Consider the following 24579-nt stretch of genomic DNA (forward strand, 5'->3'; position numbering starts at 1 on the left):
TAGGCATTCAAGGGAGGCGCGATGTCCCACTCCACTCACCCGAACCTCCGCGACCAGTGACGCGCAAGCGGATCCATCTCGCGGCCCACTTCCCCGGCGTGAACAACACCACGGTCTGGGCCGACCCCCGCTCCGGCAGCCAGATCGACTTCGCCTCGTTCGCCCACCTGGCCAGGACGGCCGAGCGGGGCAAGTTCGACTTCTTCTTCCTGGCCGAAGGGTTGCGGCTGCGCGAGCTCAAAGGCCGCATCCACGACCTCGACGTGGTCGGCCGCCCCGAGGCGCTCACCGTGCTGAGCGCGCTCGCCGCCGTCACCGAGCGCCTCGGGCTCGCGGGCACCGTCAACGCCACCTTCAACGAGCCGTACGAACTGGCCAGGCGCCTGTCCACGCTGGACCACCTCAGCGACGGCCGGGCCGCCTGGAACGTGGTGACCACCTCCGACGCCTTCACCGGCGAGAACTTCCGGCGCGGCGGCTACCTCGACCGCGCCGACCGCTACACCCGCGCCGCCGAGTTCGTCCGCCTCTCGCGCGAGCTCTGGGACTCCTGGCAGCCGGGCGCGCACCTCGTCGACAAGAGCCAGGCCCAGTTCGTCCGCCCCGCCGCCATCGGAACCGTCCACCACGAGGGCCCGCACTTCACCGTCGAAGGGCAGTTCACCCTGCCGCGCGGCCCTCAGGGGCATCCCGTCATCATCCAGGCGGGGGACTCCGACGAGGGCAGGGAGTTCGCCGCCGCCACGGCCGACGTGATCTTCAGCCGCCACGGCACGCTGGAGGACGGCCGGGCCTTCTACGCCGACGTCAAAGGCCGCCTGGCGCGCTATCACCGGGAGCCGGACCAGCTGAAGATCATGCCCGCGGCCACGTACGCGCTGGGCGACACCGAGGAGGAGGCCGCCGAGAACGCGGCCGCCATCCGCCGCCAGCAGGTCGGCCCGCAGACCGCGACCGCCTTCATCGAGCAGGTGTGGGGTCGTGACATGTCGGCCTACGACCCGGACGGGCCGCTGCCGGACGTCGAGCCCGACCTGTCGGAGGGCGTCTCGCAGGGGCGGGTGCCGTTCGGCGACCGGGCGGCGGTGGCCGCCAAATGGCGGGCGCTGGCCGAGGAGAAGAAGCTGACGATCCGCGAGCTGGTGATCGAGGTGACCGGGCGGCAGACGTTCGTCGGGACTCCGGCGGGCGTGGCCCGGCAGATCGACGAGCATGTGCAGGCGGACGCGGCGGACGGGTTCATCCTGGTGCCGCATCTGACGCCCGGCGGGCTCGACGAGTTCGTGGACCGCGTGGTGCCGCTGCTGCAGGAACGCGGCGCCTTCCGTACCGACTACACCGGCACCACGCTGCGCGAGCACCTGGAGCTGCCGTGACAGCGAGCACCGTGACAGCGAGCACCGTGACCATGCCCACCAGAAGGATGGTGCCCCAGTGACCCTGCATCTCGCCGTCGCGCTGGACGGCGCCGGCTGGCATCCCGCCGCCTGGCGCGAGGCGTCCGCGCGGCCTGAGGCGATCTTCTCGGCCCGCTACTGGGCGGCGCTCGTGGCCGAGGCCGAGCGGGGGCTGCTCGACTTCGTCACGATCGAGGACTCGCTCAGCCTCCAGTCGACCCTGCCGGACGGGCCCGACGCGCGGGCCGACCAGGTGCGCGGACGCTTCGACGCGGTACTGCTGGCCGCCCGGCTGGCGCCGCTCACCAGCCGGATCGGGCTGGTGCCGACGGCCACGACCACGCACACCGAGCCGTTCCACGTGGCGATCGGCATCGCCACGCTCGACCACATCAGCGGCGGCCGAGCCGGGTGGCGGCCGCAGATCTCGGTCAGAAGCACCGAGGCGGCGCATTTCGGGCGCCGCCCGTTCCCCCGGCTGGACGGGCCCGTCTCGATCGATGACGAGCACGTCCGGGCGCTGTTCGAGGAGGCCGCCGACGCGGTCGAGGTCGTACGGCGGCTCTGGGACAGCTGGGAGGACGACGCGGAGATCCGCGACCTGCCGACCGGCCGTTTCATCGACCGGGACAAGCTTCACTACATCGACTTCGCCGGGCGGTTCTTCTCGGTGCGCGGGCCGTCGATCACGCCTCGGCCGCCGCAGGGCCAGCCGGTGGTCACGGCGCTCGCCCATGCCCGCCTGCCGTATGAGTTCGCCGCGGGCGGCGCCGACGTCGTGTACGTCACGCCGCACTCCGCCGACCAGGCACGCGCCATCGTCGAGGAGGTCAGGGAGCTGTCGGCGGAGCTGCGGGTCTTCGCCGACCTGGTGGTGTTCCTGGGCGACGACGCGGCGGAGCGCAAGGCCCGTCTCGACGGGCTCGACGGGGCCGAGCTGCGCTCCGACGCCGCGATCTTCACCGGCACCCCGGAGGAGCTGGCGGAGCTGCTGCTCCAGTGGCGGCGGGCCGGGATCGAGGGGTTCCGGCTGCGTCCTGGCGCGCTGCCGTACGACCTGGAGGCGATCACTCGGGGGCTGACGGCGGAGCTGCGCGGGCGCGGGGCGTTCAGGCGCTCGTACGAGGCCACGACGCTGCGCGGGCTGCTCGGCCTGCCGCGCCCGGCCAGCCGCTACGCGGAGGTGTCATGAAATTTCTGGCCATCACGTTAATCGTCCATAACGACCAGCGGTCGCACACCGAGCGGTTCCGCGAGGTCGTCGACAACGCGGTGCTGGCCGAGGAACTGGGCTTCGACGGGTTCGGGGTGGGGGAGCGGCACGAGCGGCCGTTCATCTCCTCCTCGCCGCCGGTGGTGCTGAGCCACATCGCGGCCAAGACGTCCAGGATCCGGCTGTTCACCGCGGTCACCACGCTGAGCCTGCTCGATCCCGTACGAGCCTTCGAGGACTACGCCACGCTCGACCACCTCTCCGACGGCAGGCTGGAGCTGATCATCGGCAAGGGGAACGGGGCGGCGCAGGCGCAACTCTTCCACGTCACCGCCGAGGACCAGTGGGACCGCAACCGCGAGGGGTACGACCTGTTCCGCCGCCTCTGGCGGGAGGACAAGGTCACCTGGGCGGGCCGGTTCCGTCCCGCGCTGACCGAGGCCGAGACCTGGCCCCGGCCGCTCCAGCGGGCGATCAGGGTCTGGCACGGCAGCGCCACCAGCAAGGAGTCGGTGGACCTGGCCGCCTACTACGGCGACCCGCTGTTCTCCGCGAACGTCACCAACCCCATCGAGCCGTACGCCGACCTGATCGACTACTACCGCAAGCAGTGGGTCCGCTACGGGCACGACCCGGCCGACGCGCTGGTCGGGGCGGGGACGGCGGGCTACTACGCGGCCCGCACCTCGCAGGAGGCGATCGAGACCTACCGGCCGATCTTCGACGCCCGGCTGGCGCTGTTCGCCAAGCTCGGGATCGAGCCGGTCTTCGCCACGCTGGAGGACGCCATCGAACGCAGCTCGATCCTGGTCGGCAGCCCGCAGCAGATCATCGACAAGGTGCTGCGCTATCACCAGCGGTTCGGGCACGAGGTCATGCACCTGCACGCCGACGCCGACGGGCTCACGCCCAAGCAGCACCGGGACGCGCTGGAGCTGTTCCAGGCGGAGATCGCGCCCGTACTGCGCCAGGAGATCCCCAGCAGGCCGTTCCCCGGAGGTGCCGCGTGACGCTGTCCATCCTCGACCTCGCCCCCATCCCCTCCGGCGGCACCGCGCGTGACGCGCTGCTCAACACCCTCGACCTGGCCCGGCGGGCCGAGACGTTCGGTTATCGCCGCTACTGGCTGGCCGAGCACCATTTCGCCCCCGGCGTGGCCAGCTCGGCCCCGGCCGTGCTCATCGGCCTGGTGGCGGCGGCCACCGAGCGGATCAGGGTCGGATCGGGAGCCGTGCAGCTCGGGCATCAGACGCCGTTGTCGGTGGTGGAGCAGTTCGGGCTGATCGACGCGCTGTATCCGGGCCGGATCGACCTCGGCATCGGCCGCTCCGGCCAACGCCGGGCCGAACTCGCCGCCGAGGCCGCACCGGCCAAGCCCGCGCCCGCCACCCTGGCGAAGCCCCCACCTCACGGGGAGGCGGGGCGGGTCGTCGATGGGCTGCTCATTCCGCCGCCGTTCGACTGGTCCAGGCTCGCCGCCCACCCGCAGCTGGCCTTCCACGCCTCGCTGCTCCAGCAGCCCGGCGCTCAGACGCCCGACTTCGCCGAGCAGATCGACGACGTCATCGCGTTCCTGAACGGCGACCACCAAGCGCACGCCGTCCCCGGCGAGGGGGCGGAGGTGGAGCTGTGGATCCTCGGCAGTAGCGGCGGCCAGAGCGCCCAGGTGGCGGGCGAACGCGGGCTGCCGTTCGCGGCCAACTACCACGTCAGCCCGTCCAGCGTGCTCGAAGCCGTCGAGGGCTACCGGAAGGCGTTCAAGCCGTCGAAGGCCCTGGCCGAGCCGTATGTGATCGTGTCGGCCGACGTCGTCGTGGCCGACGATGACGCGACCGCGCGCGAGCTGGCCAAGCCGTACGGGCTGTGGGTACGCAGCATCAGGACCGGGGCGGGCGCCAGGACGTACCCGACACCCGAGGAAGCCGACGCGCACGTCTGGAGCGCCGAGGACCTGGCGCTGGTGAAGGACCGGATCGACACGCGGTTCGTCGGCACGCCCGACGCCGTCGCCGAGCGGCTGCGCGTGCTGCGGCGGGTGACGGGCGCCGACGAGCTGCTGGTCACGACCATCACCCACGACCACGCCGCCCGCGTACGCTCCTACGAGCTGCTGGCCGACGCCTGGGACGGCCGCGCATGAAGCGGATTCTGGTCGTCCTCATGCTCGCCCTGGCCGCCTGCGGTTCCCAGCCGTCCGCCCAGCAGGCCCAGAGCACCACCCTGACCTGGGCGATCGAGACGCAGCCCATCACCCTGAACCCGCAGCAGTGGGCGCAGAACAAGGTCAGGCTGCTGGTGTTCAACCAGTTCGACGCGCTGCTGTCCCGCGGTCGCGACGGTTCGTTCCAGCCGTGGCTGGCGAAGTCATGGAAGGTCTCGGCCGACGGGCTGACCTACACCTTCGAGCTGCGCGACGACGTGACCTTCCACGACGGCACGAAGTTCGACGCGGCGGCGGTCAAGGCCAACCTGGAGCAGTTCCTGGTACCGGGCTACAACGCGGCGGTCGCGGCGATCCAGCTGGCCGCCTTGGACAAGGCCGAGGTGGTCTCGCCCACCACGGTGAAGGTCACGCTCAAGAAGCCCGACGGGCTGTTCCTCGACTTCCTGTCCTCGCCGTACGGCGGGCAGGTCTCGCCCAAGTCGCTGAAGACGGCCAAGAACCTCAAGTTCGGCGGCACCGACCTGGTGGGCACCGGGCCGTTCATCCTCGACCGGTACGTACAGGGCCAGGAGCTCCACTACCACCGCAACCCCGCCTACAAGTGGGCGCCGCCGAGTGCCGGGCACCAGGGGCCCGCCTACCTCTCCGAGATCACCTACCGCTTCCTGCCCGAGGCCGCGGTCCGCGTCGGCGCGCTCACCTCCGGCCAGGTGCAGGTCATCGAGGGCGTCCCCGCGACCGACGTGAACCTGATCAAGAAGGAGCACGCCTTCCAGACCGCGCTCAACTCGGGCACCTCCTTCATCTACTACTTCAACCTCTCGCACGCCCCGTTCGACGACCAGCGCGTACGGCAGGCCTTCCGCGAGGCCGTGGACGTCGACGCCGTCCTCGCCTCCGTCTACCAGGGCACCGCCACCAGGGCGTGGAGCATCGTCGGCAAGGCGAGCCCGTTCTACGACCCGTCGCTCGAGCACACCTTCGGCGGTGACACCGCCAAGGCCAACGCGCTGCTCGACGAGGCCGGCTGGCGGCAGCGCGACAGCGAGGGCTTCAGGGTCAAGGACGGCAAGCGGCTCACCGTACGCAGCGTTTCCGCGGCGCCGTACGTCAGGGACCGCCGTGACATCCTCGCCCAGGCCATCCAGGCCCAGGTCAAGCAGAGCGCGGGCATCGACTTCCAGGTGAAGATCGTCGACCAGGGCACAGCGCAGAAGGCCGTGGACGAGAACCAGTACGAGATCTTCGAGAACTCCCGCGGCGACTCCGACGTCGGCGCCGCGCTCAACCTCATCCTGCCGAGCAAGGGGGCCATCAACCGCACCCACTTCTCCGACCCCCAGGTGGACAAGTGGCTGACCCAGGCGTCCACCACCGCCGACCAGGCACTCCGCAAGGACCTCTACACCCGGGTGCAGCGCGCCGTGGTGACCGAGAAGGCCGTCGCCTTCCCGATCTACGTGCCCGCCGACCAGCTGGCCGCCCAGAACGGTGTGCGCGGCCTCGGCTTCGACCCGGGCTCGGGGACGCCGCGCAACGCCTACGACGTCCAGGTCGGCACATGATCAAACGTCTGGGCACCGGGCTGGCCGTGCTCTGGGCCGCCGCCACCTCCTCCTACGTCGCGCTGCTCCTCGCCCCGGGCGACACCATCGACATCCTGATCGGCGACGGCGCCGACACCCCGGAGATCCGGGCCAGGATCGTCGCCGAATGGGGGCTCGACCGTCCCGAGGTGGTCCAATACCTGTCCTACCTGTGGCGGCTGCTGCACGGCGACCTCGGCCGTTCGTACCAGCTCCAGCGCGGTGTCGGCGAGATCCTCGCCACCCAGGTGGGCCCGACGCTCCAGCTCACGCTCGCCGCCGCGGCGACCGGGGTGACACTCGCCGGGGTCATCGCCCTGGCCACCGCGGGCCGGGGCCGCTGGTCGCGCGGCACGGCCTCGGCCGTCGAGCTGGTGTCGGTCTCGGTGCCGCCGTTCCTCATCGGGATCGTGCTGCTGTCGGTGTTCTCGTTCACGTTCGGCTGGTTCCCGGTCTCCGGCGCCTCGGGGCCGCAGGCGCTCGTCCTGCCCGCGCTGGCGCTCGGCCTGCCGATCGCCGGCGTGCTCGGGCAGGTGCTGCGCGGCGGGCTCGAACGCGCGCTGGAGCAGCCGTTCGCGGTCACGGCCAGGGCACGCGGGCTGACCGAGCGGGCCCTGGTCGCCAGGCACGCGCTCAGGCACGCGCTGATCCCGGCCGTGACGCTGGCCGGGTGGTTCACCGGCACGCTGCTCGGCGGGACGGTGATCACCGAGGTGCTGTTCGGCCGCCCGGGGCTCGGCCAGGTCGCGATGCAAGCGGTCACCGGCCGGGACATGCCGGTCGTGATGGCCGTGGTGCTGCTGTCGGCGATCGCGTACGTGACCATCAGCACGCTGCTCGACCTGGCCTACCGCGCCATCGACCCCAGGATCGGGGGCTGAGCGTGCCGGCCAGGATCCTCGTACCCGTTGTCTTCCTGATCCTGCTGGCGCTGGCCGTCGCCGTGCCCGGCCTGCTCACCGGCGTGGACCCGCTGTCGGCCGACCCGCTGCGCGCGCTGACCCCGCCCGGCGGGGCGCACTGGTTCGGCAGCGACCACCTCGGCAGGGACGTGCTGTCCAGGGTGGTGTACGGCGCCCGGCACTCGCTCAGCATCGGCGTCTCGGCCACCGCCGTGGCCGTGACCTCCGGCATCCTGCTCGGCCTGGCCGCCGGGCTGTCGCCCAAATGGCTGGACGAGGCGCTGGCCCGCTCGTTCGACGTGCTGTCGACCCTGCCCGAGCTGCTGCTGGCGCTGCTCGTCATCGCGATCACCGGGCCCGGCACCGGGAGCGTGATCTTCGCGATCGCCGTCGCGCAGATCCCCAACTACGCCCGGGTGATCCGGGCCCAGGCCTTCGTGGTCCGCCACGCCGGGTACGTCGAGCAGGCCGTGACCTTCGGCCGCTCCCGCGCGGTCATCACCGCCCAGCACGTGCTGCCGAACGTGCTGGGCCCGATCCCGGTGCTGGCCACCATCGGGCTCGGTCAGGCCGTCATCGGCGCGTCGGGGCTCAGCTTCCTCGGCATGGGACCCCAGCCGCCGGCCGCAGAGTGGGGCGCCATGCTCGCCGAGGCCCGCAACTACCTGCGCGTCGCCTGGTGGGAGGCGCTGTTCCCGGGCGTCGCGATCACCTTGACCGTCGTCTGCCTGACCGTGCTGGGCCGGCGGCTGCAGCGCCGCTTCGAGGGAAGGACGCCATGACCACGTTCCAGGAAGAGCACGCGGAGACCGGCCGCGCGCCCGTCTCGGACATCCCACTGGTGTCCGTGGCGGATCTGCGGGTGAGCTTCGGCGGGACCGAGGTGGTGCGCGGCGTCTCGTTGTCGGTCGCTGCGGGGGAGTGCGTGGCGATCGTCGGCGAGTCCGGCTCCGGCAAGAGCGTCACTGCCCGGTCGCTGCTCGGCCTGGCCGGGCCGGGCTCCCGGGTCGAGGCCCGTACGTTCGACCTGTCCGGCAGAGACGCCCGGAACTTCCGCCCGGCCGACTGGCGGCGGCTGCGCGGCGGGTTCGCCGGGCTGGTGCTGCAGGACGCGCTGGTGTCGCTCGATCCGCTGCGTACCGTGGCCGCCGAGATCGGCGAGGTGCTGGCCGTACACGAGGTCGTTCCCCGCGCCCGGCGCCCGGAACGGGTGCTGGAGCTGCTCGACGCGGTCGGCGTCCCCGACCCGCCCGCCCGTGCCCGCCAGCACCCGCACCAGCTGTCCGGCGGGCTGCGGCAGCGGGTGCTGATCGCCTCGGCCATCGCCGCCGAGCCCAAACTGATCATCGCGGACGAGCCCACCACCGCGCTCGACGTCACCGTGCAGGCCCAGATCCTGCGGCTGCTCGCCGAGCGCAAGGCCGCCGGGACGGCACTGCTGCTGATCAGCCACGACCTCGCCGTGGTCGCCTCGATCGCCGACCGGATCCTGGTCATGAAGGACGGCCGGGTGGTCGAGGAGGGGCCCGTCCGGAGCGTGCTGTCGGCGCCCGCGCACGACTACACCCGCTCGCTGCTCGCCGCCGTCCCCTCCGCCGCCTCCAGGGGCACCCGCCTGTCGGGCGGCCCGCCGCTCCCGCGCCGCGCCCCGAACCCGTCCGCCCAGGTCCTCGCCGCCACCGCCCTGACCAGGTCGTACGGACCGCGCCGGGTCGTGGACGACGTCTTTTTCACCCTGCACGAAGGCGAAACGCTCGGCATCGTCGGCGAGTCCGGCTCCGGCAAGACCACGCTCGCCAGGCTCGTCCTCGGCCTGCTCGAACCCGAGACGGGACGGGTGAGCCTGCACCAGCGGCAGTGGAGCGGGCTGCCGGAACGCAAGCGGCGCCCGATGCGGCAGCGCGTCCAGCTCATCTCCCAGAACCCGCTCGACTCCTTCGATCCCCGCCACACCGTCGGCCGCCTGGTCGCCGAGCCGCTCGCCCTGCCCCGCCGTGAACGCCGGGCGCGGGCGCTGGACCTGCTGGAGCGCGTCGGCCTGCCCGCCGCGTACGCCGACCGCCACCCCAGAGAGCTGTCCGGCGGCCAGCGCCAGCGCGTCGCCATCGCCAGGGCCCTCGCCCCCCGCCCCGACGTGCTGGTCTGCGACGAACCCGTCTCGGCGCTCGACGTCTCCATCCAGGCCCAGGTGCTCGACCTGCTCGCCGAGATCCAGGCCGAGTACGGCACCGCCCTGCTGTTCATCTCCCACGACCTGGGCGTCGTCCACCACGTGAGCGACCGGGTGCTGGTCATGAAGGACGGCCGGGTGGTGGAGGAGGGCTCGGTCGAGCAGGTGTTCCAGCGGCCCCGGCACCCCTACACCCGCGCCCTGGTGGACGCCGTGCCCCGCCTCGGTTAGTGGAAGGTGGAGTGTGCTGGCTCGGCCTGCCTCAGGCCGACGGTGGTCATCGCCGGGTGCCGGCCGTACTGGCATACTCGAACGGTTCGTGAGCTCAGTCCAGCTGGATCACCGACAGCCAGTTGCCCGCCGGGTCCTTGAACCAGGCGATCAGCGGGCCGCTCACCCGGTTGACGCCCTTGTCGTCGGTGCCCTCCAGCCGCTCGAAGACCACGCCGCGCGCCACCAGCTCGTCCACGGCTTTGTCGATGTCACTGACCGGGAAGTTGAGTATCGTGAACGTCGCCGGCGTGTGATCCTTTTTCGGGTAGACGATCGTGTCGCGGTCGCCCGCGATGTGCAGTGTGAGGATCCCGTGGTCCTCGGAGACGCGCAGGCCGAGCGTTTCGCCGTAGAACCGCTTGGCGGCCGGGATGTCGTCGGTGGAGAAGCCGCTGAAGGCTCTGGTGTTCTCGAACATGATGGTTTCCTTCCGTCACAGGGGACGTAGAACCCGGGCCGCCGAATTCGACACGTTTCGAGGGGGAAATTTTGGACGGGCTGCTGCGAGAGCTGGCGCCGCAGGTCCTCGGCGCGGTCGTCCGGCGCTACGGCGACTTCGACCTGTGCGAGGACGCCGTGCAGGAGGCTCTGCTCGCGGCCGCCGTCCAGTGGCCCGACGAGGGTGTGCCCGCCAATCCCAAGGGCTGGCTGATCACCGTCGCCGCCCGCAGGCGGATCGAGCTGTGGCGCAGCGAGTCCGCCCGGCGGCGCAGGGAGGAGTCCGCCGCCGCCCTGGCACCGCCGGAGCCGGACCCCTCGCCCGCCGTGGACGACACGCTCACACTCCTGCTGCTCTGCTGCCATCCCGCGCTCACCACGGTCTCCCAGGTGGCGCTGACACTGCGCGCCGTCGGCGGGCTGACCACCGCCGAGATCGCCCGCGCGCTGCTGGTGCCCGAGCCGACCGTGGCGCAGCGCATCAGCCGCGCCAAGCAGCGCATCAAGAGCAGCGGCGCCGAGTTCACGCTGCCCCCGGAGGACGAGCAGGCCGAGCGGCTGGCCGCGGTGCTGCACGTGCTGTACCTGATCTTCAACGAGGGCTACACCGCCAGCTCCGGCGGTACGTTGCACCGCGTGGAGCTGTCCAGCGAGGCCATCCGCCTGACCCGGCAGCTCCACGACCGCCTGCCCGGCGACGGCGAGGTGGCCGCGCTGCTCGCCCTGATGCTGCTCACCGACGCCCGCCGCCCGGCCCGCACCCGGCCCGACGGCGGGCTGGTGCCGCTGGCCGAACAGGACCGCGGCGAATGGGACGCCGAGGCCATCGCCGAAGGAGTCCAGCTGATCACCAAGACGCTGGCCGCCGCGCCGCTCGGCCCCTACCAGGTGCAGGCGGCCATCGCGGCCGTGCACGACGAGGCGCCGCGGGCCGAGGACACCGACTGGCGGCAGATCCTCGCCCTGTACGACCTGCTCGACGGCATCGCGCCCGGGCCCATGGTCACGCTCAACCGGATCGTCGCCGTCGCCATGGTCCACGGGCCGCAGGCTGGGTTGGAGGGGCTGGCGAAGGCGGAGACCGATCCGGCGCTCGCCGGGCATCACCGGGTGCCGGCCGTACGCGCGCATCTGCTGGACCTCGTGGGCGACCGGGAGGCGGCGCGCACCCAGTACGAGCTGGCCGCCCGCCGCACGCTCAGCCTCCCCGAACAGCGCTATCTGGAGTCACGCGCCGCCCGGCTCTGACCGGCCTCGCCTCAGCCGTCGAGGTGGCGCAGGATGGCCAGCACCCGTCTGCTGTAGGCGGGGGTCACCGGCAGGTGGAGCTTGTCGAAGATGGCGTTGACGTGCTTCTCCACCGTGCTCAGGGAGACGTGGAGGTTCGTGGCGATCGCGGCGTTGGTGAAGCCCTCGGCGAGCTGCCGCAGCACCTGCGACTCGCGTTCGCTGAGCGTACGCAGCGGGTCCACGCGGGTGGTGCGGGCGAGGAGCTGCCTGACCACTTCGGGGTCGATGACGGTGCCGCCCGCGCGGATCCGCTCCAGGGAACCCAGGAAGTCCGCCACCTCCGACACGCGGTCCTTCAGCAGGTAGCCCATGCCCTCGGTGGCCTCGGCGAGCAGCTTGGCCGCGTACGTCTTCTCCACGTACTGCGACAGGACCAGCACGCCCACCGAGGGCCAGCGCGCGCGGATCTCCAGCGCCGCGCGCAGGCCCTCGTCGGAATGGGTGGGCGGCATCCGCACGTCCACCACCGCGACCTCCGGCCGGTGCTCGGCCACCGCCTCGATCAGGGACTCCGCGTCGCCGATCGCGGCCACGACCTCGTGCCCGGCCTCCTCCAGCAGCCTGATCAGGCCCTCACGCAGCAGTACGGCGTCGTCGGCGAGGATCAGCCGCACGATGCCGCCTTCGGGAGGGTCGCGCAGATCCTGGTGCCGCCGCCGGGCGGGCTGTCGACCTCGAACCGGCCGTCGAGCGCCATCACCCGCCTGGCCAGCCCCGACAGTCCGCCGCCCGCCGGGTCGGCGCCGCCGCGGCCGTCGTCGGAGATCACCACGCGGACCGCCCGCTCGTCCTCGCTCAGCACGACCAGGATGTCCCGCGCCCGCGCGTGCTTGACCGCGTTGGTGATCGCCTCCCTGGCCACGAAGTACAGGGCGGTCTCCACCTCCGAGACGGGCCGTCCGGCCAGGCCGTAGTCGACGGTCACCGGCACGCACGAACGTTCGGCGACACCGGCCAGCGCCGTGCGCAGGCCCAGCTCGTCGAGCGCGGTCGGGTAGATCCGCCACGCCACGCTGCGCAGCTCGTCGAGCAGTTGCCGGGACTCGGCGTACGCCTGGTCCACCAGCTCGGCCGCCCCGGCGGGGCTGTGCCGGGCCCGCCCGAGCAGCATGGCCAGCGCCACGCCGCGCTGCTGCACGCCGTCGTGCAGGTCCCGCTCGATCCTGCGCCGCTCGTCGTCGACCACCCGCACGATGCCGGACCGGCTGACGGTCAGCTCGGCGATGCGCCGCCGCATCAGCTCCTGCGGCCCGGGACCGAGGAAGCGTACGGCCAGCCGCCGCTCGGTCGCCACCAGCAGGCGGCACCAGAACCCGCCCAGGGCCAGCATCAGCACCCCGCAGGCCAGGCCGACCGCCCAGCTGTGCATCGACAGCTTGATGCCCGGCAGGTCCAGCGCCACCGGCGCGTAGTCGCCGGAGAACAGCACCCACGTGCTGCCGCCCAGGAACAGCAGGGCCAGGAACAGCAGCGCCAGCGCGAGATAGCCCCCGAGCACGCCGACCAGGGCACGCAGCGCGAGATAGCCGTGACCGGACGCGGCCCCGTCGGTCTCCTGCCCGAACCAGGCGGCCAGCCGGGCCCGTTCGAGCGCCACCATTCCCGGCGCCCACCTGTTCCGGTACGGCCAGGCGAAGGTCCAAAGGGCGAGGGCGGCGGCTCCGGTGACCAGCCCGGCCAGCACTCCGGTGAGCTGCCTGAAAACAATGCCTGCCACGGACGCGAAGTCTAGGCGCTGCGGCGGTCCGGCGGCGTGGCACGCCCGGCGAGCAGGCGTGGGGCGCCGGTCAGGTGTTGACTTGTCCGTGCTGCGCCGGTCAGGTGTTGACTTGTCCGTGCTGCGCCGGTCAGGTGTTGACTTGTCCGTGCTGCGCCGGTCAGGTGTCGACGGGCAGGCGGCGGGCGGCCACGCCCGCCCAGCCGAGGCCCAGCGCGGTGATCAGGAGCACTCCCGCGGCCCCCGCGCCCGCCGCCACCAGCCCGGCCGCGCCCGGGATGAGGATCTGCCCGGTACGGTTGCCCGCGAGCCGGAGCGACATCGCCCGCCCCCGCAGACCGGGGGGCGCGGACTCGGCGAGCCACGACATGGTCATCGGCTGTCCCACCCCGAGCCCGAACCCCAGGACGAGCAGCACGCAGGCCAGCAGCCACAGCGGCATCGGCAGCGGCGTGAGCGCCATGGCCAGGGCCGCCGCGACGGTGCCGGCGACCAGGAGACGCCGTCTGCCGAAGGCGTGCGAGAGGCGGCCGAGGAAGAAGCGCGACCCCATGGAGGCCACGCCGCGGATCGCCAGCAGGACACCCACCACGCCTGAGGCGAGCCCTTGCTCGGCGCCCAGCGCCGGAAGGTAGACGAGCGTGATGTCGACCGCGGCCAGCACCACGCAGCTGGTCACGAGCGCGTGCGCGAGACCGGGCAGCCGCAGCAGCGAGCGCACCCCCGTGGCTTCGCCGCCGGCCCGCGCGGTGGCCCGCGGACTGCCGGTCAGCAGCGCCGACAGCCCGACGAGCGCGGCGGCGAGCCCGCAGGTCCACAGGTAGATCCGGCCGGTGTCCGGGATGGCGTGGGCGCCGCCGAACACGATGATCAGGATCGGGCCCATGGCCTGCCCGAGCGAGGCGGCGAAGGTGTAGTGCCCGAAGGCGGTGTCGTGGCGGCCACGCTCGGTCATGTTGGCCACCATCGCCTGCTGGGCGATGACACAGCCGAGATGCCCAGTGCCGAGCAGGACGCCGCCGGCGATCAGCCCGGGGATCGTGTGGCCGAAGGCGAGGAAGGCGGCGCAGGCGGTCGTGAGCAGGATCGCGCCCGCCACGGCCATGCGCCGCTCGCCGTACCGGTCGGCCGCCTGACCGGCGGGGATGGCCAGGAGGAGCGGCGCGACGGCGAAGCTGGCGCCCAGCACGCCCAGCCACGCCGCAGAGACGTGCAGCTCGATCGCCCCGTACGACATGGTCGGCCGCAGCACGAACGTCACCACCTGCGTTCCCACGGAGTGGGCCAGCAGCAGGGCCATCTGATTACGCCGATGCCAGGTGATCACGCACTCCAGCCGGTCGCGCGCCTTCTCCACGGCCACCTGTACGTCACGGCCTCAACCTATCGCAACAACCCCATAAGGCGAGAAAGGGCGAAATGTCGGATAAAACGCCATCGGTGGGAACAGGCCTTCCGGTGGCATCTGGCCGGGCCGTGGTCTACCGCTACGTCAAGGGGCGGTTCATGAGGGAGGTCAGCTGGTGAATGTCGTGGCGGGCCCGCAGGGCCGCGATCGCCTCTTGATCGGGTGGCTGGGTGGCGGCTATCAGATCGGCGAGTTCGCGGAGGTAGTGCTCGTGGCCGGACGGGGAGACGAGGAAGAGCATTCGCGCAGGCTTGGGGCCGGGGTTGAAGAAGGCGTGCGGGCAGCCGGCGGGTACGAACATGACGCTCCCCGGACCGCCTCTGAACACCGGCGTGCCGGTGTCCGACTCCCACGTCCGCCAGTCGCCGTCGGCCTTCTCGCGTGGGTGGAAGGCGAGCAGGTCGAGCTCCCCGTCGAGGATGTAGAACACCTCCTCGGCCGCATGATGCAGATGCGCCCCGACATCGAATCCCGGTGCGATGTCCGCCTCGAACATGGACCAGCGGTTCGACCGCTCCGCACCTAACTTGACCGTCATGCCGGCGGTCTGGATCCGGTGTCCGGCGCCAGGCCCGAGCAGCAGTCCATCGGTCGGGTTCGGGTCGTTCATGGCTTCCATCCGGTTGCCTCCAGCCAGTTCTCCAGCGTCATCAGGCCCGGGTGGGCGGCCCGTAGCGCTGGGAAGTCGGGTTCGTCGTCGTCGCGGTCGCCGAGCCAGGCGAACATCCCGGCCACCTGCTCGTCGAAGGCCCGCACCTGCTCGATGGGCACCTGATGGAAGCGGCTGGGCAGGCCGCCGGCCCGGCCGAAGGCCTCGGCGATCGCCTGAGCGGACAGGCAGTCCCCGGCGATCTCGAGTTTCCGGTCGATGAACTCGTCGGGCTGGTCGAACGCGATCGCGGCGAAAGCCCCGATGTCCTGCGTCGCGATCAGCCGTACCCGCGTCTCCGGCCGTACGGCGAGGTTGACCGCCAGCTCGTCGCCGTCCACGACCGGGCGGGTGAGGGAGGTGAAGTTCTCCATGAACATGACAGGCCGCAGCACGGTGGCCGGTAGCCCGAGCGAGTCGACGCGTTCCTCGATGCGGGCCTTGCTGTCGTAGTAAGGGATGCCGCTCACCAGGCCGGCGCCGCTGATCGAGCTGTAGACGAGATGCCCGACGCCGGACTTCTTGGCGATCTCCGCCACCGCCTTGCCACGCCGTTCCTCGGCGATCACTCCTTCAGGGGTCACCTTGGGCCCGGTGAGCATGGTCAGCACCAGGAAGACGCCGTACGCGCCGTCCATCGCCGCCCGAAGCGACGCCGCGTCGTCCAGGTCGCCGGTGACGAGGGTGGCTCCCGCCGCCTGCAGCGTTTCAGCGCCCGGCGAGCCGGGATTCCGCACCAGGGCGCGCACCTCCCAGCCACGATCGAGCAGCTGGCGCGCGGCCGCGCCACCCTGCTGGCCGGTGGCCCCGATCACCAGCACCGGTCCCTTCTGCTGTGCCATATGCCCTCCTTCGCCCGAAAGTGACAATGATCAGGCTAACGACGAAGAGGCGGCCGATCCTGGTACAGATACTGCTAACCTGCCGGTCGGTTCACCGTCCACGGGAGCTGTGTGGAAAGCGGCCACGACAACGGACAGGCGGCGCGGCGCGCCGAGCTGGGTGCCTTTCTGCGCGCCCGGCGAGCCCGGCTGCGGCCGGGAGACGTGGGGCTGCCGGAAGACGGCATACCGGGGCGACGCCGGACCGCCGGCCTCCGGCGCGAAGAGGTCGCCGAGCTGTCCGGCGTCGGTGTCACCTGGTACACCTGGCTGGAGCAGGGCCGGAACATCTCCACGTCGGCCCAGGTGATCGACGCGCTGGCCCGCGCGCTCCTGCTCGGCCCGGACCACCACCGGCACCTTCGGTACCTCGCCGGTCTCGCCGCCCCGGACCGGGAAACCCCCTCCGATGACGTACGTCCGCGACTGCGCCGCTTGGTCGACGCCGTGGCTCCGAACATCGCCTCCATTTATGACGGCCATTTCGACTACCTGGTGTGGAACCGGGCGTACGCGCTAGTCCGCCACGATCCAGACAGGTTTCCCGCCGATCGGCGAAACCTGCTGTGGATGATGTTCAGCGACGAGGAGAACCGGGCCCGCATGACCCGGTGGGAGCCGGCGGCGCGGGCCGTCCTCAGCCAATTCCGGGCCATGGTGGGGCAGCGTCCGGACGACCCACGGTTCGCCGACCTCGTGGCCGGGTTGACCGCGGCGAGTTCGGAGTTCCGGGAATGGTGGAACGAATACCCGATCCGCTCCTTCAGACCCGCGACGATCGAACTCGATCACCCCGAGGCCGGGCGGATCGAACTGGAGATGTTCCAGGTCCGCTTGGTCGAGCGCCCCGACCTGGTGATGGTCGTACAGGTGCCGGCGAGTCACGCGATGCTCCAGCGGATCACCTCCATGCTCGAAGCCCCATGATCTCCGTGGCGGGCGCGAGGGATCAGCCCTTGTAGTTGAAGATCTGGCGCAGCGTGTGTTGCACGGTGACCAGGTCCTTCTGATCTTCCATGACCTGATCGATCGACTTGTACGCTTCCGGGTGCTCGTCCACCAGCGCCCCGGCGCGGTCGGCGTTCCAGACGCGGCTGCCCATCGCCTCGGTGAGCGAAGCGGCGGTGAGCTTCTTGCGCGCCTCGGTGCGGGACATGCGCCGTCCCGCACCATGGGAGCAGGAGTTGTAGGAAGCGGCGCTGCCCAGGCCGGTCACGATGTAGGAGCGGGTACCCATGGAGCCGGGGATGATTCCCTCGTCTCCGCTGGCCGCCTTGATCGCACCCTTCCGGGTGATCCACATGTCGCGGCCGTGGTGGCGTTCCATCTGGGTGAAGTTGTGATGGGCGTTGATCGTGCGCAGCGCGGCACCATGACCGACGACCTGGAACAGGGAGGCGACCAGCACCTCGGCCATGCGGGCGCGTGAGGCCATGGCGTAGCGCTGGGCCCACAGCATGTCCTCGATGTAGGCGGTGAACTGCGGCGTGCCCTGCACGAGGTAGGCCAGATCCGGGTCGGCCAGCTCGATGAACCACTGCTTCATCAGCTTCTTCGCCTGCGTGATGTGCATGGTGGCGAGCTGGTTGCCGATGCCGCGCGAGCCGGAGTGCAGCACCGTCCACACACGGTCGCGCTCGTCCAGGCAGACCTCGACGAAGTGGTTGCCGGAGCCGAGCGTCCCGAACTGCGCGATGACCGTGTGCTCCTGCTTGCCCGTCAGTGAGGTGCCGGGTGTGCCGATCGCGTTGAGCGAGGCGTCGGTGGACGGGTCGTCATGGCCCTGGCCGACGCCGGCCGGGATGCGCTGCTCGATGAGCGGCATGAGCGCGGCCAGGGTGTCGGGCAGGTCCGCGGCGGTCAGGTCGGTCTCGGTGGCGACCATGCCGCAGCCGATGTCCACGCCCACGGCCGAGGGGATGATGGCGCCCTGGGTCGGGATGACGGAGCCGACGGTGGCGCCCATCCCGACATGGGCGTCCGGCATCAGCGCGACGTGGCTGGGGACGAAGGGCAGGCGGGCGGCGCGGGCGGCTTGTTCGATGGCGTCCGGCTCGATGTCGCTCGCCCATGAGATGAGTCCGGGTGCTACCCGCTGCGGCATGAGGGGCGGCCTTTCTGGTCGATGATCTCGTAGCAGCGTATTCGACGGGAGTGCGGTGATCGCTACTGGTTTGTTGGGCGGCGAGCCACCACGGAGAGGACGGAGCTCCGCCAACCGCGCTCGGGGCGGTCGGCTGTGGCACCTTGGGCGGTGGTGGGCGAAGGTTCCCGCCATCGGAGGAGTGATCACTATGCGGCATCTCGGCATCCTCGCCCACAGCACCGAAGGGGCGGCCCTGTGCTTCCTGGCCTACTGCCAGGAGGGGTTTCGCCGGGTGGGCCGGCACGAGCATCCCGACGTGACCCTCGACTACATCGCCTTCGGCTACAGCATGCCCGCCTGGGACGCGGGCGACCACGACTCGATCAGGGCCACGCTGGCCGTCAGCGTCGGGCGCCTCGCCCGCGCCGGGGCCGACTTCTTCGCCTGCCCGGACAACACCGCCCACCTGGCGCTCGAACGGCCCGGCGAGGACCTCGCCCTGCCCGGCCTGCACATCGCCGAGGTGGTCGCCGACCAGGCCGTTCGTGAGGGGCGGACGAAGGTCGGTGTCCTGGGTACGGCGTACACGATGGACGGCCGGCTCTATCCGGAGGCGCTCGCCGCGCGTGGGATCGCGGCGGAGGTGCCGGATCCGGACGACCGGCGGATCATCAACGAGATCATCTTCGCCGAGCTCGTGAGCGGGGTGTTCACCGAGGAGTCGCGGCGGGAGTACGTCCGTGTCATCTCGCGGCTCGCGGAGCGGGGGTGTGACGCCGTGGCGCTCGTCTGCACCGAGATCCCGCTCCTGGTGACACCCGAGGCGTCGCCGCTGCCGACCCTCGACTCCACCCGCCTCATGGCCGTCGCCGCGTACGAGGTCGCGGCCGGTCACCGGCCGCTGCCCACCTGGCGTGGCGGGGTTTCGGCCACTCCCCGGAGCTGACCGGTCTTTGTCAGGTAGGCAGAGGAGAAGTCGGAGAAGGGCATGATGCTGTCGGACAGATTTGCTCCGAAAAGCTCGGCTCCGGCGAGGAACACGCCGTACATCCTGGCTCGCGGCAGGTAGGCGTCGCTCAGGTCGGCGTCGCCGAGCCGGGCGTGTGACAGGTCGATCCACTCCTGCTTCGGGTGGGCCGGACGGACCCGGCCCAGCACGGTGAGCATGGCCCGAACATCTCTGGCCTGCCCGTAGTTCTTCTTGGTCGACGTGCGGCCGTTTCCCACGACATAGCTGGCGAGAACGTCAACGGTCGTCTGCCGGTAGTCGGGGACATCCCTGCCGATGTTCTCGAGGGCGTAGGCGGCGCCGATCCGCACCTCCATGCTCGCGCTGCCGAGTTGTTCGACGGCCTTGGTGAATCGGTCGGTGACCAGGCCCTTCTGCGCGACTTCGAGGCCCTTCCTGGCGATCAGCAACTCCTCACGGGAGGCCTCACCGATTTCGCGGTCTGCGCCAGTCCCTGCGCCGTCAGCAGCAGTCCGCCCAGCACGGCGATGGTCGCCGGGATCTGCAGCAGGGTGGTGATGAACTGGCGCCGGCTGTCTTGGGCCGCGCGGTGCAGCTCAGCGCGTTCTACGGGTTGGAGAGTGGCGAATTCCGCCCGCGATAATGGAGCGGTCGCCCGTTCTTCGGGACGCCAACGGAACCCCGTCATGAGCGGATCGTGCGCTCAGGTCCGCCCGTTGGCGAGAGTAGACCCCTACTCAAGTTGAGCGGTGACGACGCTCGCGGGCGAATGTTGTGGCATCCCTCCATGCGTGTCCCGGGACGTTGTGGTGTGAGATCAGATCCGCACCTACGAGAAGTTCCACGCACCCACGAGAAGCACCTATGAGAAGTGGAGGCGGCGACATGCCGAGGCTCACCGGGGGAAAGGGTTTCCCCACCGGCGACATCGCCCGGATCAGCGTCTTCGCGGCGCTGATCGCCGCGCTCGGCCTGCCGGGCACCCTGAACCTGTTCGGCAACGCGGTCCCGATCACGCTGCAGACGTTCGGCGTCATGCTGGCGGGCACGATCCTGGGCTCGTGGCGGGCCGCCCTGGCCGTCGCCGTACTGCTCGTGCTGGTGGCCGTCGGCCTGCCGTTGCTGGCGGGCGGGCGTGGCGGGCTGGGCGTGTTCGCGGGGCCGTCGGCCGGGTACCTGATCGGCTGGCTGCCCGGCGCGGCCGTGACCGGCTGGATCGTCGAACGCGGCGGCCATCGGCCGGGCATCGTCCGGCTGGTGGTGGCCTGTGTGGTCGGCGGCATCGGGGTGATCTACCTGATCGGTCTGCCCGTGCAGGCGGCTGTCACCGGCGTCCCGCTGGGCCGGACGGCGCTGCTCAGCGCCACGTTGTTCCTGCCCGGCGACCTGATCAAGGCGGTGCTGGCGGCGATTGTGACGAAAGGTACTCAACGGGCATACCCTGACGCGGTCCCGGCCGTGCATCGCGAACGGCTCCGCGCCAGCAAGGAGGGCTGAACCGGTCATGCCGGTCGCCGCACAGGTATTGCGCCACGCTTCCGACCACCCGCACCGTCTCGCGGTGTGCGGCCCGGCGGGCGAACTGAGCTACGCCGAGCTCGCCCGGCGCGTCCGCGACACCGCGGCGCACCTGACCGCGCCGGGCTTGGCTCGCGGGGCGCTGGTCGCGATCAGTCTGGCCGACCCGGTGGACCAGCTCATCGCCGCACTGGCGACGGACCTGGCGGGGGGTACGCCACTGCTGTGCGACCCGGCCTGGGACGAACGCGTACGGGCCGTGATCCCCGCGGACCGCCACCTCGACAGCCTCCCGCCCGCTGGGGCGAACGACGTTCTGTCACCCGCCGAGGCGGGCGCGGGGTCATCCGCTGAGACGGGCACGCTGGTTTCTCATGCGGCGGCGTGGCCGCAGCCGGAGGACGGCGATCGGGCCTGGGCGTGTTTCAGTTCCGGGAGCACCGGCCGTCCCCGGGCCGTGGTGCGCACGCGCGCGTCCTGGACCGCGTCGTTCCCGTGGGTGAGCGAGCTGGCCGGGATCGGCCCCGGCGATGTCGTCCTGGTGCCCGGACCCCTGGGCTCCTCCCTGTACGGCTTCGCGGCCGTGCACGCGCTGGCCGTCGGCGCCACGGCCCTGGTGCCGGGCCGCTGGTCGCCCGGCGCCCTGGGCGAGCAGCTCAGCCGGGCGACCGTGGCCCACCTGGTGCCGCATTGCCTGCCGGCCGTACTGGACGCCTTGGAAGAGGGCGCCCCGCTGCGGACCGTCGTGATCGGCGGGGCGGCGCTGCCGGCCGGGCTGCGGGAGCGGGCGGCGGACGTCGGCGTACGGGTGGTGTCCTACTACGGCGCGACCGAGCTGTCCTTCGTGGCCGCCGACGCCGACGGCGCGGGGCTGCGCCCTTTTCCGGGTGTGGAACTCCAGGTCAGGACCCTGCCGGGCCAGACGCTCGGCGAGGTGTGGGCGCGGTCGCCCTGGCTGGCCGAAGGCTATCTGGCCGGCGCGGCGGGCCCGCTGCGGGTGGACGGCGACGGGTGGATGAGCGTCGGCGACGTGGCGGAGCCGTACCTGCCGGGTGAGGTCCTGCGGCTGCGCGGCCGGGGCGACGGCGCGATCCAGACCGGCGGCGCCACGGTCGTGCCGGAGGACGTCGAAGAGGTGCTCAGGAGCGTTCGGGGGGTGGGCGACGTCGTGGTGGTCGGCTCGCCGCACCCGGACCTGGGCGCGGTGGTCACGGCGATCGTCGAGGTGGGCGCCGGAACCCCGCCCTCGCGAGCCGCGCTCGAGGCCGTGGCCCGCGGCGGGCTGGCCGCGGCGCAACGGCCCCGCCGCTGGTACGCGGTGGACAGCCTGCCCCGCACCTCGGCGGGCAAGCCGGCCCGCGGCCTCCTCACCGCCCGCCTGGCCGGCGGCGACCCTGACCTGTGGCGGCTCACCTGATGCGGTCGGACATCGCGCCGGTCATCGTGGCCGCGCGCCGTACGGCGATCGGGACCGCCGGGCACGCCTTCAAGGAGGTGACCGCCGACATGCTGGCCTCGCCCGTCATCGAGGCGCTGGCCGGTGACGTCGCCGGCCTCGGCGTGCCGATCGAGGACGTGGTGCTCGGCAACTGCATGGGTCCGGGCGGGAACCTGGCGCGTGTGTCGGCGCTGGGCGCGGGGCTGGGCGAGGCCGTTCCCGGCGCCACGGTGGATCGGCAGTGCGGCAGCGGGCTGGCCGCGATCCTGATGGCGGGTCAGGCCGTGGCCAGCGAAGAGATGGAGCTGGTCATCGCCGGTGGGGTCGAGAGCGCCTCCACCGCGCCGCTGCGGGCGTACCGGGGGAGCCCCGCCGTGCCGTACGAGCGGGCGCCCTTCACCCCGGCCGGCCACCCGGACCCGGACATGGGCGCCGCGGCCGAGGCGCTGGCCGTGGCGCGCGGCGTGGATCGGGCCCGCCAGGACGACTACGCGCGCGCGAGCAACGCCAAGGCGGTGGCCGCGCGGGAGGCGGGACGGTTCACGGCGGAGATCGTCGAGGTCAAAGGGCGGACGGAGGACCAGCGGCCCCGGGTGTTGCGGCCGGAGTCGATGTCGCGGTTGCCCGCGGCGTTCGTCCCCGGAGGGACGGTGACGGCCGGGAACTCCTCGCCGGTCAGCGACGGGGCGGCGGCGGTCGCCCTCACCACGGAACGCCTGCGCGCCAGAGCCGGGCTGCCGGGCCTCCGGCTGCGGGGCGGCGCCGTCGTCGGCTGTGATCCCGCTCTGCCCGGCTGGGGTCCGGTGCCCGCCGTACGACGGCTGCTCGGCCGTACCGGAGTGAGCATGGAACAGATCGCGGCGGTGGAGATCGTGGAGGCGTTCGCGGCCCAGACGCTGGCCGTCACCGACGCGCTCGGGCTCGACCCGCTCGGCGCCGACCGGGACCGGGTCTGCGCCGACGGCGGCGCGCTGGCGCTCGGCCATCCGTGGGGGGCCACCGGAGCCGTCGTGGTCACCCGGCTGTTCACGCGGCTCGTACGGTCGGGCGCGCCGCCGGGGACGTTGGGGCTGGCGACGGCGGCTGTCGGGGGCGGCCTCGGCGTCGCCGCCCTGTTCGAGGTGGTGTGAGCCAATGAGCGAGCCGGTTGAGATGCCTGAGCGGTGTGAGCCGGTCGAGATGCGTGGGTGGTGTGGGTGATCGAGCTGGACGGCGTGCGGGTCCGGCTCGGGCAGCGTGAGGTGCTGTGCGGCGTCACGGCCCGCCTGCCCGAGCGGCGGATCGGTGTGATCGGGGCCAACGGGTCGGGCAAAAGCACGCTGGCCCGGCTGCTGAACGGCCTGGTCCTGCCGACTTCCGGCACCGTCACCGTCCTCGGCGACGACACCCGCCGCCACGCGGCCAGGATCAGGCGGCGCGTCGGGTTCCTGTTCACCGACCCGGACGCGCAGATCGTGATGCCGACCGTGGCCGAGGACGTCGCGTTCTCCCTGCGCCGGCACAAACTGCCGCGCGAGGACGTCCAGCGCCGGGTCACGGACGTACTGGACAGGTACGGCCTGGCGGGCCACGCCGACCACCCCGCCCACCAGCTGTCCGGCGGCCAGAAGCAGCTGCTCGCCCTCTGCTCGGTCCTGGTGCTCGAACCCGAGATCCTCGTCATGGACGAGCCGACGACCCTCCTAGACCTGCGCCACTCCCGGCTGGTCGCCGACGTGCTGCGCGACCTGCCGCAGCAGGTGGTCGTGATCAGCCACGACCTGGCACTGCTGGCGGACTTCGACCGCCTGCTGGTCATGGACGAGGGACGGATCGTGGCCGACGCCCCGCCGCCGGCGGCCATCGACCACTACCGGAAGCTCATGTCGTGAACGGGCTCACCGGCGCCTACGTCCCAGGCGGCTCGCCGCTGCATCGCCTGCCCGCGGGGGCCAAGCTCGCGGGCCTGGCGGCGTGCTGCACGGTGCTCGTCCTGCTGCGCGCGCCGGTGTCGATGGCGGTCGCCGCGCTTGTGGTGGGGGTGCTGTTCGCCGTCTCGGGGGTGGGCGCGGCGGCGGCCTGGGCGCAGGTGCGGCCGGTCCGCTGGTTCGCGGTGGCGCTGTTCGCCGTGCAGGCGGTCTTCGCGGACCTGCCGTCGGCGATCACCTCGGTGTCCCGGGTCGTCCTGGCCGTCGCCCTGGCCGGGCTGGTCACCCTGACGACGCGGACGGAGGCCATGATGGCGTTCCTGGAACGCTGCCTGTCGCCGGCGCGCTGGGTGGGGCTGGACCCGTTCCGGCTGTCGTTGCTGCTGTCCCTCACGATCCGCAGCGTGCCGGTCATGGCCGAGCTGGCGACCCGCGTACGGGAGGCGCAGCGCGCCAGGGGAGTGCAGTGGAGCGTGCGGGCCTTCGCCGTGCCGCTGGTGGTGAGCGCGCTGCGGCACGCGGACGCGCTGGGCGAGGCCCTCAGCGCCCGCGGCCTGGACGACTGACCGGCC

25 protein-coding genes are annotated in these 24579 nt (G+C 71.9%); 16 read left to right on the forward strand and 9 right to left on the reverse strand.

Annotated elements, in window-relative coordinates; translation table 11 throughout:
- The first annotated feature begins 56 nt into the window (after positions 1–56).
- The 8 genes from AB0B64_RS44330 to AB0B64_RS44365 are packed head-to-tail and all read left to right on the forward strand — an operon-like array spanning position 57 to position 9663.
- Complete coding sequence (locus tag AB0B64_RS44330; protein WP_358186496.1) at positions 57–1376, forward strand: NtaA/DmoA family FMN-dependent monooxygenase; 1320 nt, start codon at positions 57–59, stop codon at positions 1374–1376.
- Positions 1377–1434: 58 nt separating this feature from the next.
- Positions 1435–2589, forward strand: a complete 1155-nt coding sequence (locus AB0B64_RS44335; RefSeq protein WP_358186500.1) for an LLM class flavin-dependent oxidoreductase — start codon at positions 1435–1437, stop codon at positions 2587–2589.
- A complete protein-coding gene (locus AB0B64_RS44340; RefSeq protein ID WP_357951980.1) occupies positions 2586–3620 on the forward strand; it encodes an LLM class flavin-dependent oxidoreductase in 1035 nt (344 codons plus the stop codon). Before AB0B64_RS44335 ends, AB0B64_RS44340 begins: the two co-directional genes overlap by 4 nt.
- Positions 3617–4750 (forward strand): MsnO8 family LLM class oxidoreductase, encoded by a 1134-nt coding sequence (locus tag AB0B64_RS44345; RefSeq protein ID WP_358186508.1) that lies wholly within the window; start codon positions 3617–3619, stop codon positions 4748–4750. The genes AB0B64_RS44340 and AB0B64_RS44345 overlap by 4 nt, the downstream gene beginning before the upstream one ends.
- Positions 4747–6339, forward strand: a complete 1593-nt coding sequence (locus tag AB0B64_RS44350; RefSeq protein ID WP_358186513.1) for an ABC transporter substrate-binding protein — start codon at positions 4747–4749, stop codon at positions 6337–6339. The genes AB0B64_RS44345 and AB0B64_RS44350 overlap by 4 nt, the downstream gene beginning before the upstream one ends.
- Positions 6336–7241, forward strand: coding sequence for an ABC transporter permease (locus tag AB0B64_RS44355; RefSeq protein WP_357951986.1), 906 nt, complete (start codon positions 6336–6338; stop codon positions 7239–7241). Before AB0B64_RS44350 ends, AB0B64_RS44355 begins: the two co-directional genes overlap by 4 nt.
- 2 nt (positions 7242–7243) lie before the next feature.
- On the forward strand, positions 7244–8044 hold the full coding sequence (locus AB0B64_RS44360; RefSeq protein ID WP_357951987.1) for an ABC transporter permease: 801 nt from the start codon (positions 7244–7246) through the stop codon (positions 8042–8044).
- Positions 8041–9663, forward strand: coding sequence for an ABC transporter ATP-binding protein (locus tag AB0B64_RS44365; RefSeq protein WP_358186527.1), 1623 nt, complete (start codon positions 8041–8043; stop codon positions 9661–9663). Before AB0B64_RS44360 ends, AB0B64_RS44365 begins: the two co-directional genes overlap by 4 nt.
- A 94-nt stretch (positions 9664–9757) precedes the next feature.
- On the opposite strand, the gene AB0B64_RS44370 is transcribed toward AB0B64_RS44365, so the two are convergent.
- Positions 9758–10123, reverse strand: a complete 366-nt coding sequence (locus tag AB0B64_RS44370) for a VOC family protein (protein ID WP_357951991.1) — start codon at positions 10121–10123, stop codon at positions 9758–9760.
- Between the two features lie 68 nt (positions 10124–10191).
- Here AB0B64_RS44370 and AB0B64_RS44375 point away from each other — a divergent pair, with 68 nt between their 5' ends.
- Positions 10192–11391 carry a DUF6596 domain-containing protein gene (locus tag AB0B64_RS44375; protein WP_358186695.1) on the forward strand — a complete coding sequence of 400 codons (1200 nt, stop codon included), beginning with the start codon at positions 10192–10194 and terminating at the stop codon, positions 11389–11391.
- Positions 11392–11402: 11 nt separating this feature from the next.
- On the opposite strand, the gene AB0B64_RS44380 is transcribed toward AB0B64_RS44375, so the two are convergent.
- The 5 genes from AB0B64_RS44380 to AB0B64_RS44400 all read right to left on the reverse strand — a co-directional run bounded on the left by AB0B64_RS44380 (position 11403) and on the right by AB0B64_RS44400 (position 16049).
- Positions 11403–12047, reverse strand: a complete 645-nt coding sequence (locus AB0B64_RS44380; protein WP_358186536.1) for a response regulator transcription factor — start codon at positions 12045–12047, stop codon at positions 11403–11405.
- Positions 12038–13150: a histidine kinase gene (locus tag AB0B64_RS44385; protein WP_357951994.1), complete on the reverse strand. Its 1113-nt coding sequence runs from the start codon at positions 13148–13150 to the stop codon at positions 12038–12040. The genes AB0B64_RS44380 and AB0B64_RS44385 overlap by 10 nt, the downstream gene beginning before the upstream one ends.
- A 160-nt stretch (positions 13151–13310) precedes the next feature.
- A complete protein-coding gene (locus AB0B64_RS44390; RefSeq protein ID WP_358186549.1) occupies positions 13311–14507 on the reverse strand; it encodes an MFS transporter in 1197 nt (398 codons plus the stop codon).
- 130 nt (positions 14508–14637) lie between these two features.
- The gene (locus AB0B64_RS44395) at positions 14638–15177 is read right to left on the reverse strand and encodes a cupin domain-containing protein (RefSeq protein ID WP_358186559.1); all 540 of its coding nucleotides are present in this window, start codon (positions 15175–15177) and stop codon (positions 14638–14640) included.
- A complete protein-coding gene (locus AB0B64_RS44400) occupies positions 15165–16049 on the reverse strand; it encodes an NmrA/HSCARG family protein (RefSeq protein ID WP_358186566.1) in 885 nt (294 codons plus the stop codon). The genes AB0B64_RS44395 and AB0B64_RS44400 overlap by 13 nt, the downstream gene beginning before the upstream one ends.
- Positions 16050–16160: 111 nt before the next feature.
- Between AB0B64_RS44400 and AB0B64_RS44405 the strand changes: the two genes are divergently transcribed.
- Positions 16161–17015, forward strand: a complete 855-nt coding sequence (locus tag AB0B64_RS44405) for a helix-turn-helix transcriptional regulator (RefSeq protein ID WP_358186575.1) — start codon at positions 16161–16163, stop codon at positions 17013–17015.
- A gap of 22 nt (positions 17016–17037) precedes the next feature.
- On the opposite strand, the gene AB0B64_RS44410 is transcribed toward AB0B64_RS44405, so the two are convergent.
- Positions 17038–18192: an RtcB family protein gene (locus AB0B64_RS44410; RefSeq protein WP_357952003.1), complete on the reverse strand. Its 1155-nt coding sequence runs from the start codon at positions 18190–18192 to the stop codon at positions 17038–17040.
- A gap of 190 nt (positions 18193–18382) precedes the next feature.
- On the opposite strand from AB0B64_RS44410, the gene AB0B64_RS44415 reads away from it, so the two are divergent.
- Positions 18383–19120, forward strand: coding sequence for an amino acid racemase (locus tag AB0B64_RS44415; RefSeq protein ID WP_357952005.1), 738 nt, complete (start codon positions 18383–18385; stop codon positions 19118–19120).
- Here the strand turns inward: AB0B64_RS44415 and AB0B64_RS44420 are convergent.
- Entirely contained in the window at positions 19066–19593 is a 528-nt protein-coding gene (locus AB0B64_RS44420; protein WP_358186585.1) for a pentapeptide repeat-containing protein, read from the reverse strand. The genes AB0B64_RS44415 and AB0B64_RS44420 overlap by 55 nt on opposite strands.
- The gene (locus AB0B64_RS44425) at positions 19587–19832 is read right to left on the reverse strand and encodes a hypothetical protein (RefSeq protein WP_358186590.1); all 246 of its coding nucleotides are present in this window, start codon (positions 19830–19832) and stop codon (positions 19587–19589) included. The genes AB0B64_RS44420 and AB0B64_RS44425 overlap by 7 nt, the downstream gene beginning before the upstream one ends.
- A 176-nt stretch (positions 19833–20008) precedes the next feature.
- Here AB0B64_RS44425 and AB0B64_RS44430 point away from each other — a divergent pair, with 176 nt between their 5' ends.
- The 5 genes from AB0B64_RS44430 to AB0B64_RS44450 all read left to right on the forward strand — a co-directional run bounded on the left by AB0B64_RS44430 (position 20009) and on the right by AB0B64_RS44450 (position 24573).
- A complete protein-coding gene (locus AB0B64_RS44430; RefSeq protein ID WP_357952009.1) occupies positions 20009–20641 on the forward strand; it encodes a biotin transporter BioY in 633 nt (210 codons plus the stop codon).
- Between the two features lie 7 nt (positions 20642–20648).
- Complete coding sequence (locus AB0B64_RS44435) at positions 20649–22079, forward strand: AMP-binding protein (RefSeq protein ID WP_358186601.1); 1431 nt, start codon at positions 20649–20651, stop codon at positions 22077–22079.
- Positions 22079–23230 carry a thiolase family protein gene (locus AB0B64_RS44440; protein ID WP_358186606.1) on the forward strand — a complete coding sequence of 384 codons (1152 nt, stop codon included), beginning with the start codon at positions 22079–22081 and terminating at the stop codon, positions 23228–23230. The genes AB0B64_RS44435 and AB0B64_RS44440 overlap by 1 nt, the downstream gene beginning before the upstream one ends.
- A gap of 66 nt (positions 23231–23296) precedes the next feature.
- Entirely contained in the window at positions 23297–23971 is a 675-nt protein-coding gene (locus AB0B64_RS44445; protein ID WP_358186611.1) for an ABC transporter ATP-binding protein, read from the forward strand.
- Entirely contained in the window at positions 23968–24573 is a 606-nt protein-coding gene (locus tag AB0B64_RS44450) for an energy-coupling factor transporter transmembrane protein EcfT (protein ID WP_358186617.1), read from the forward strand. The genes AB0B64_RS44445 and AB0B64_RS44450 overlap by 4 nt, the downstream gene beginning before the upstream one ends.
- Positions 24574–24579 lie beyond the last annotated feature (6 nt).

This window comes from Nonomuraea sp. NPDC049129 (assembly GCF_040648495.1).
Classification (GTDB): Bacteria; Actinomycetota; Actinomycetes; order Streptosporangiales; family Streptosporangiaceae; genus Nonomuraea.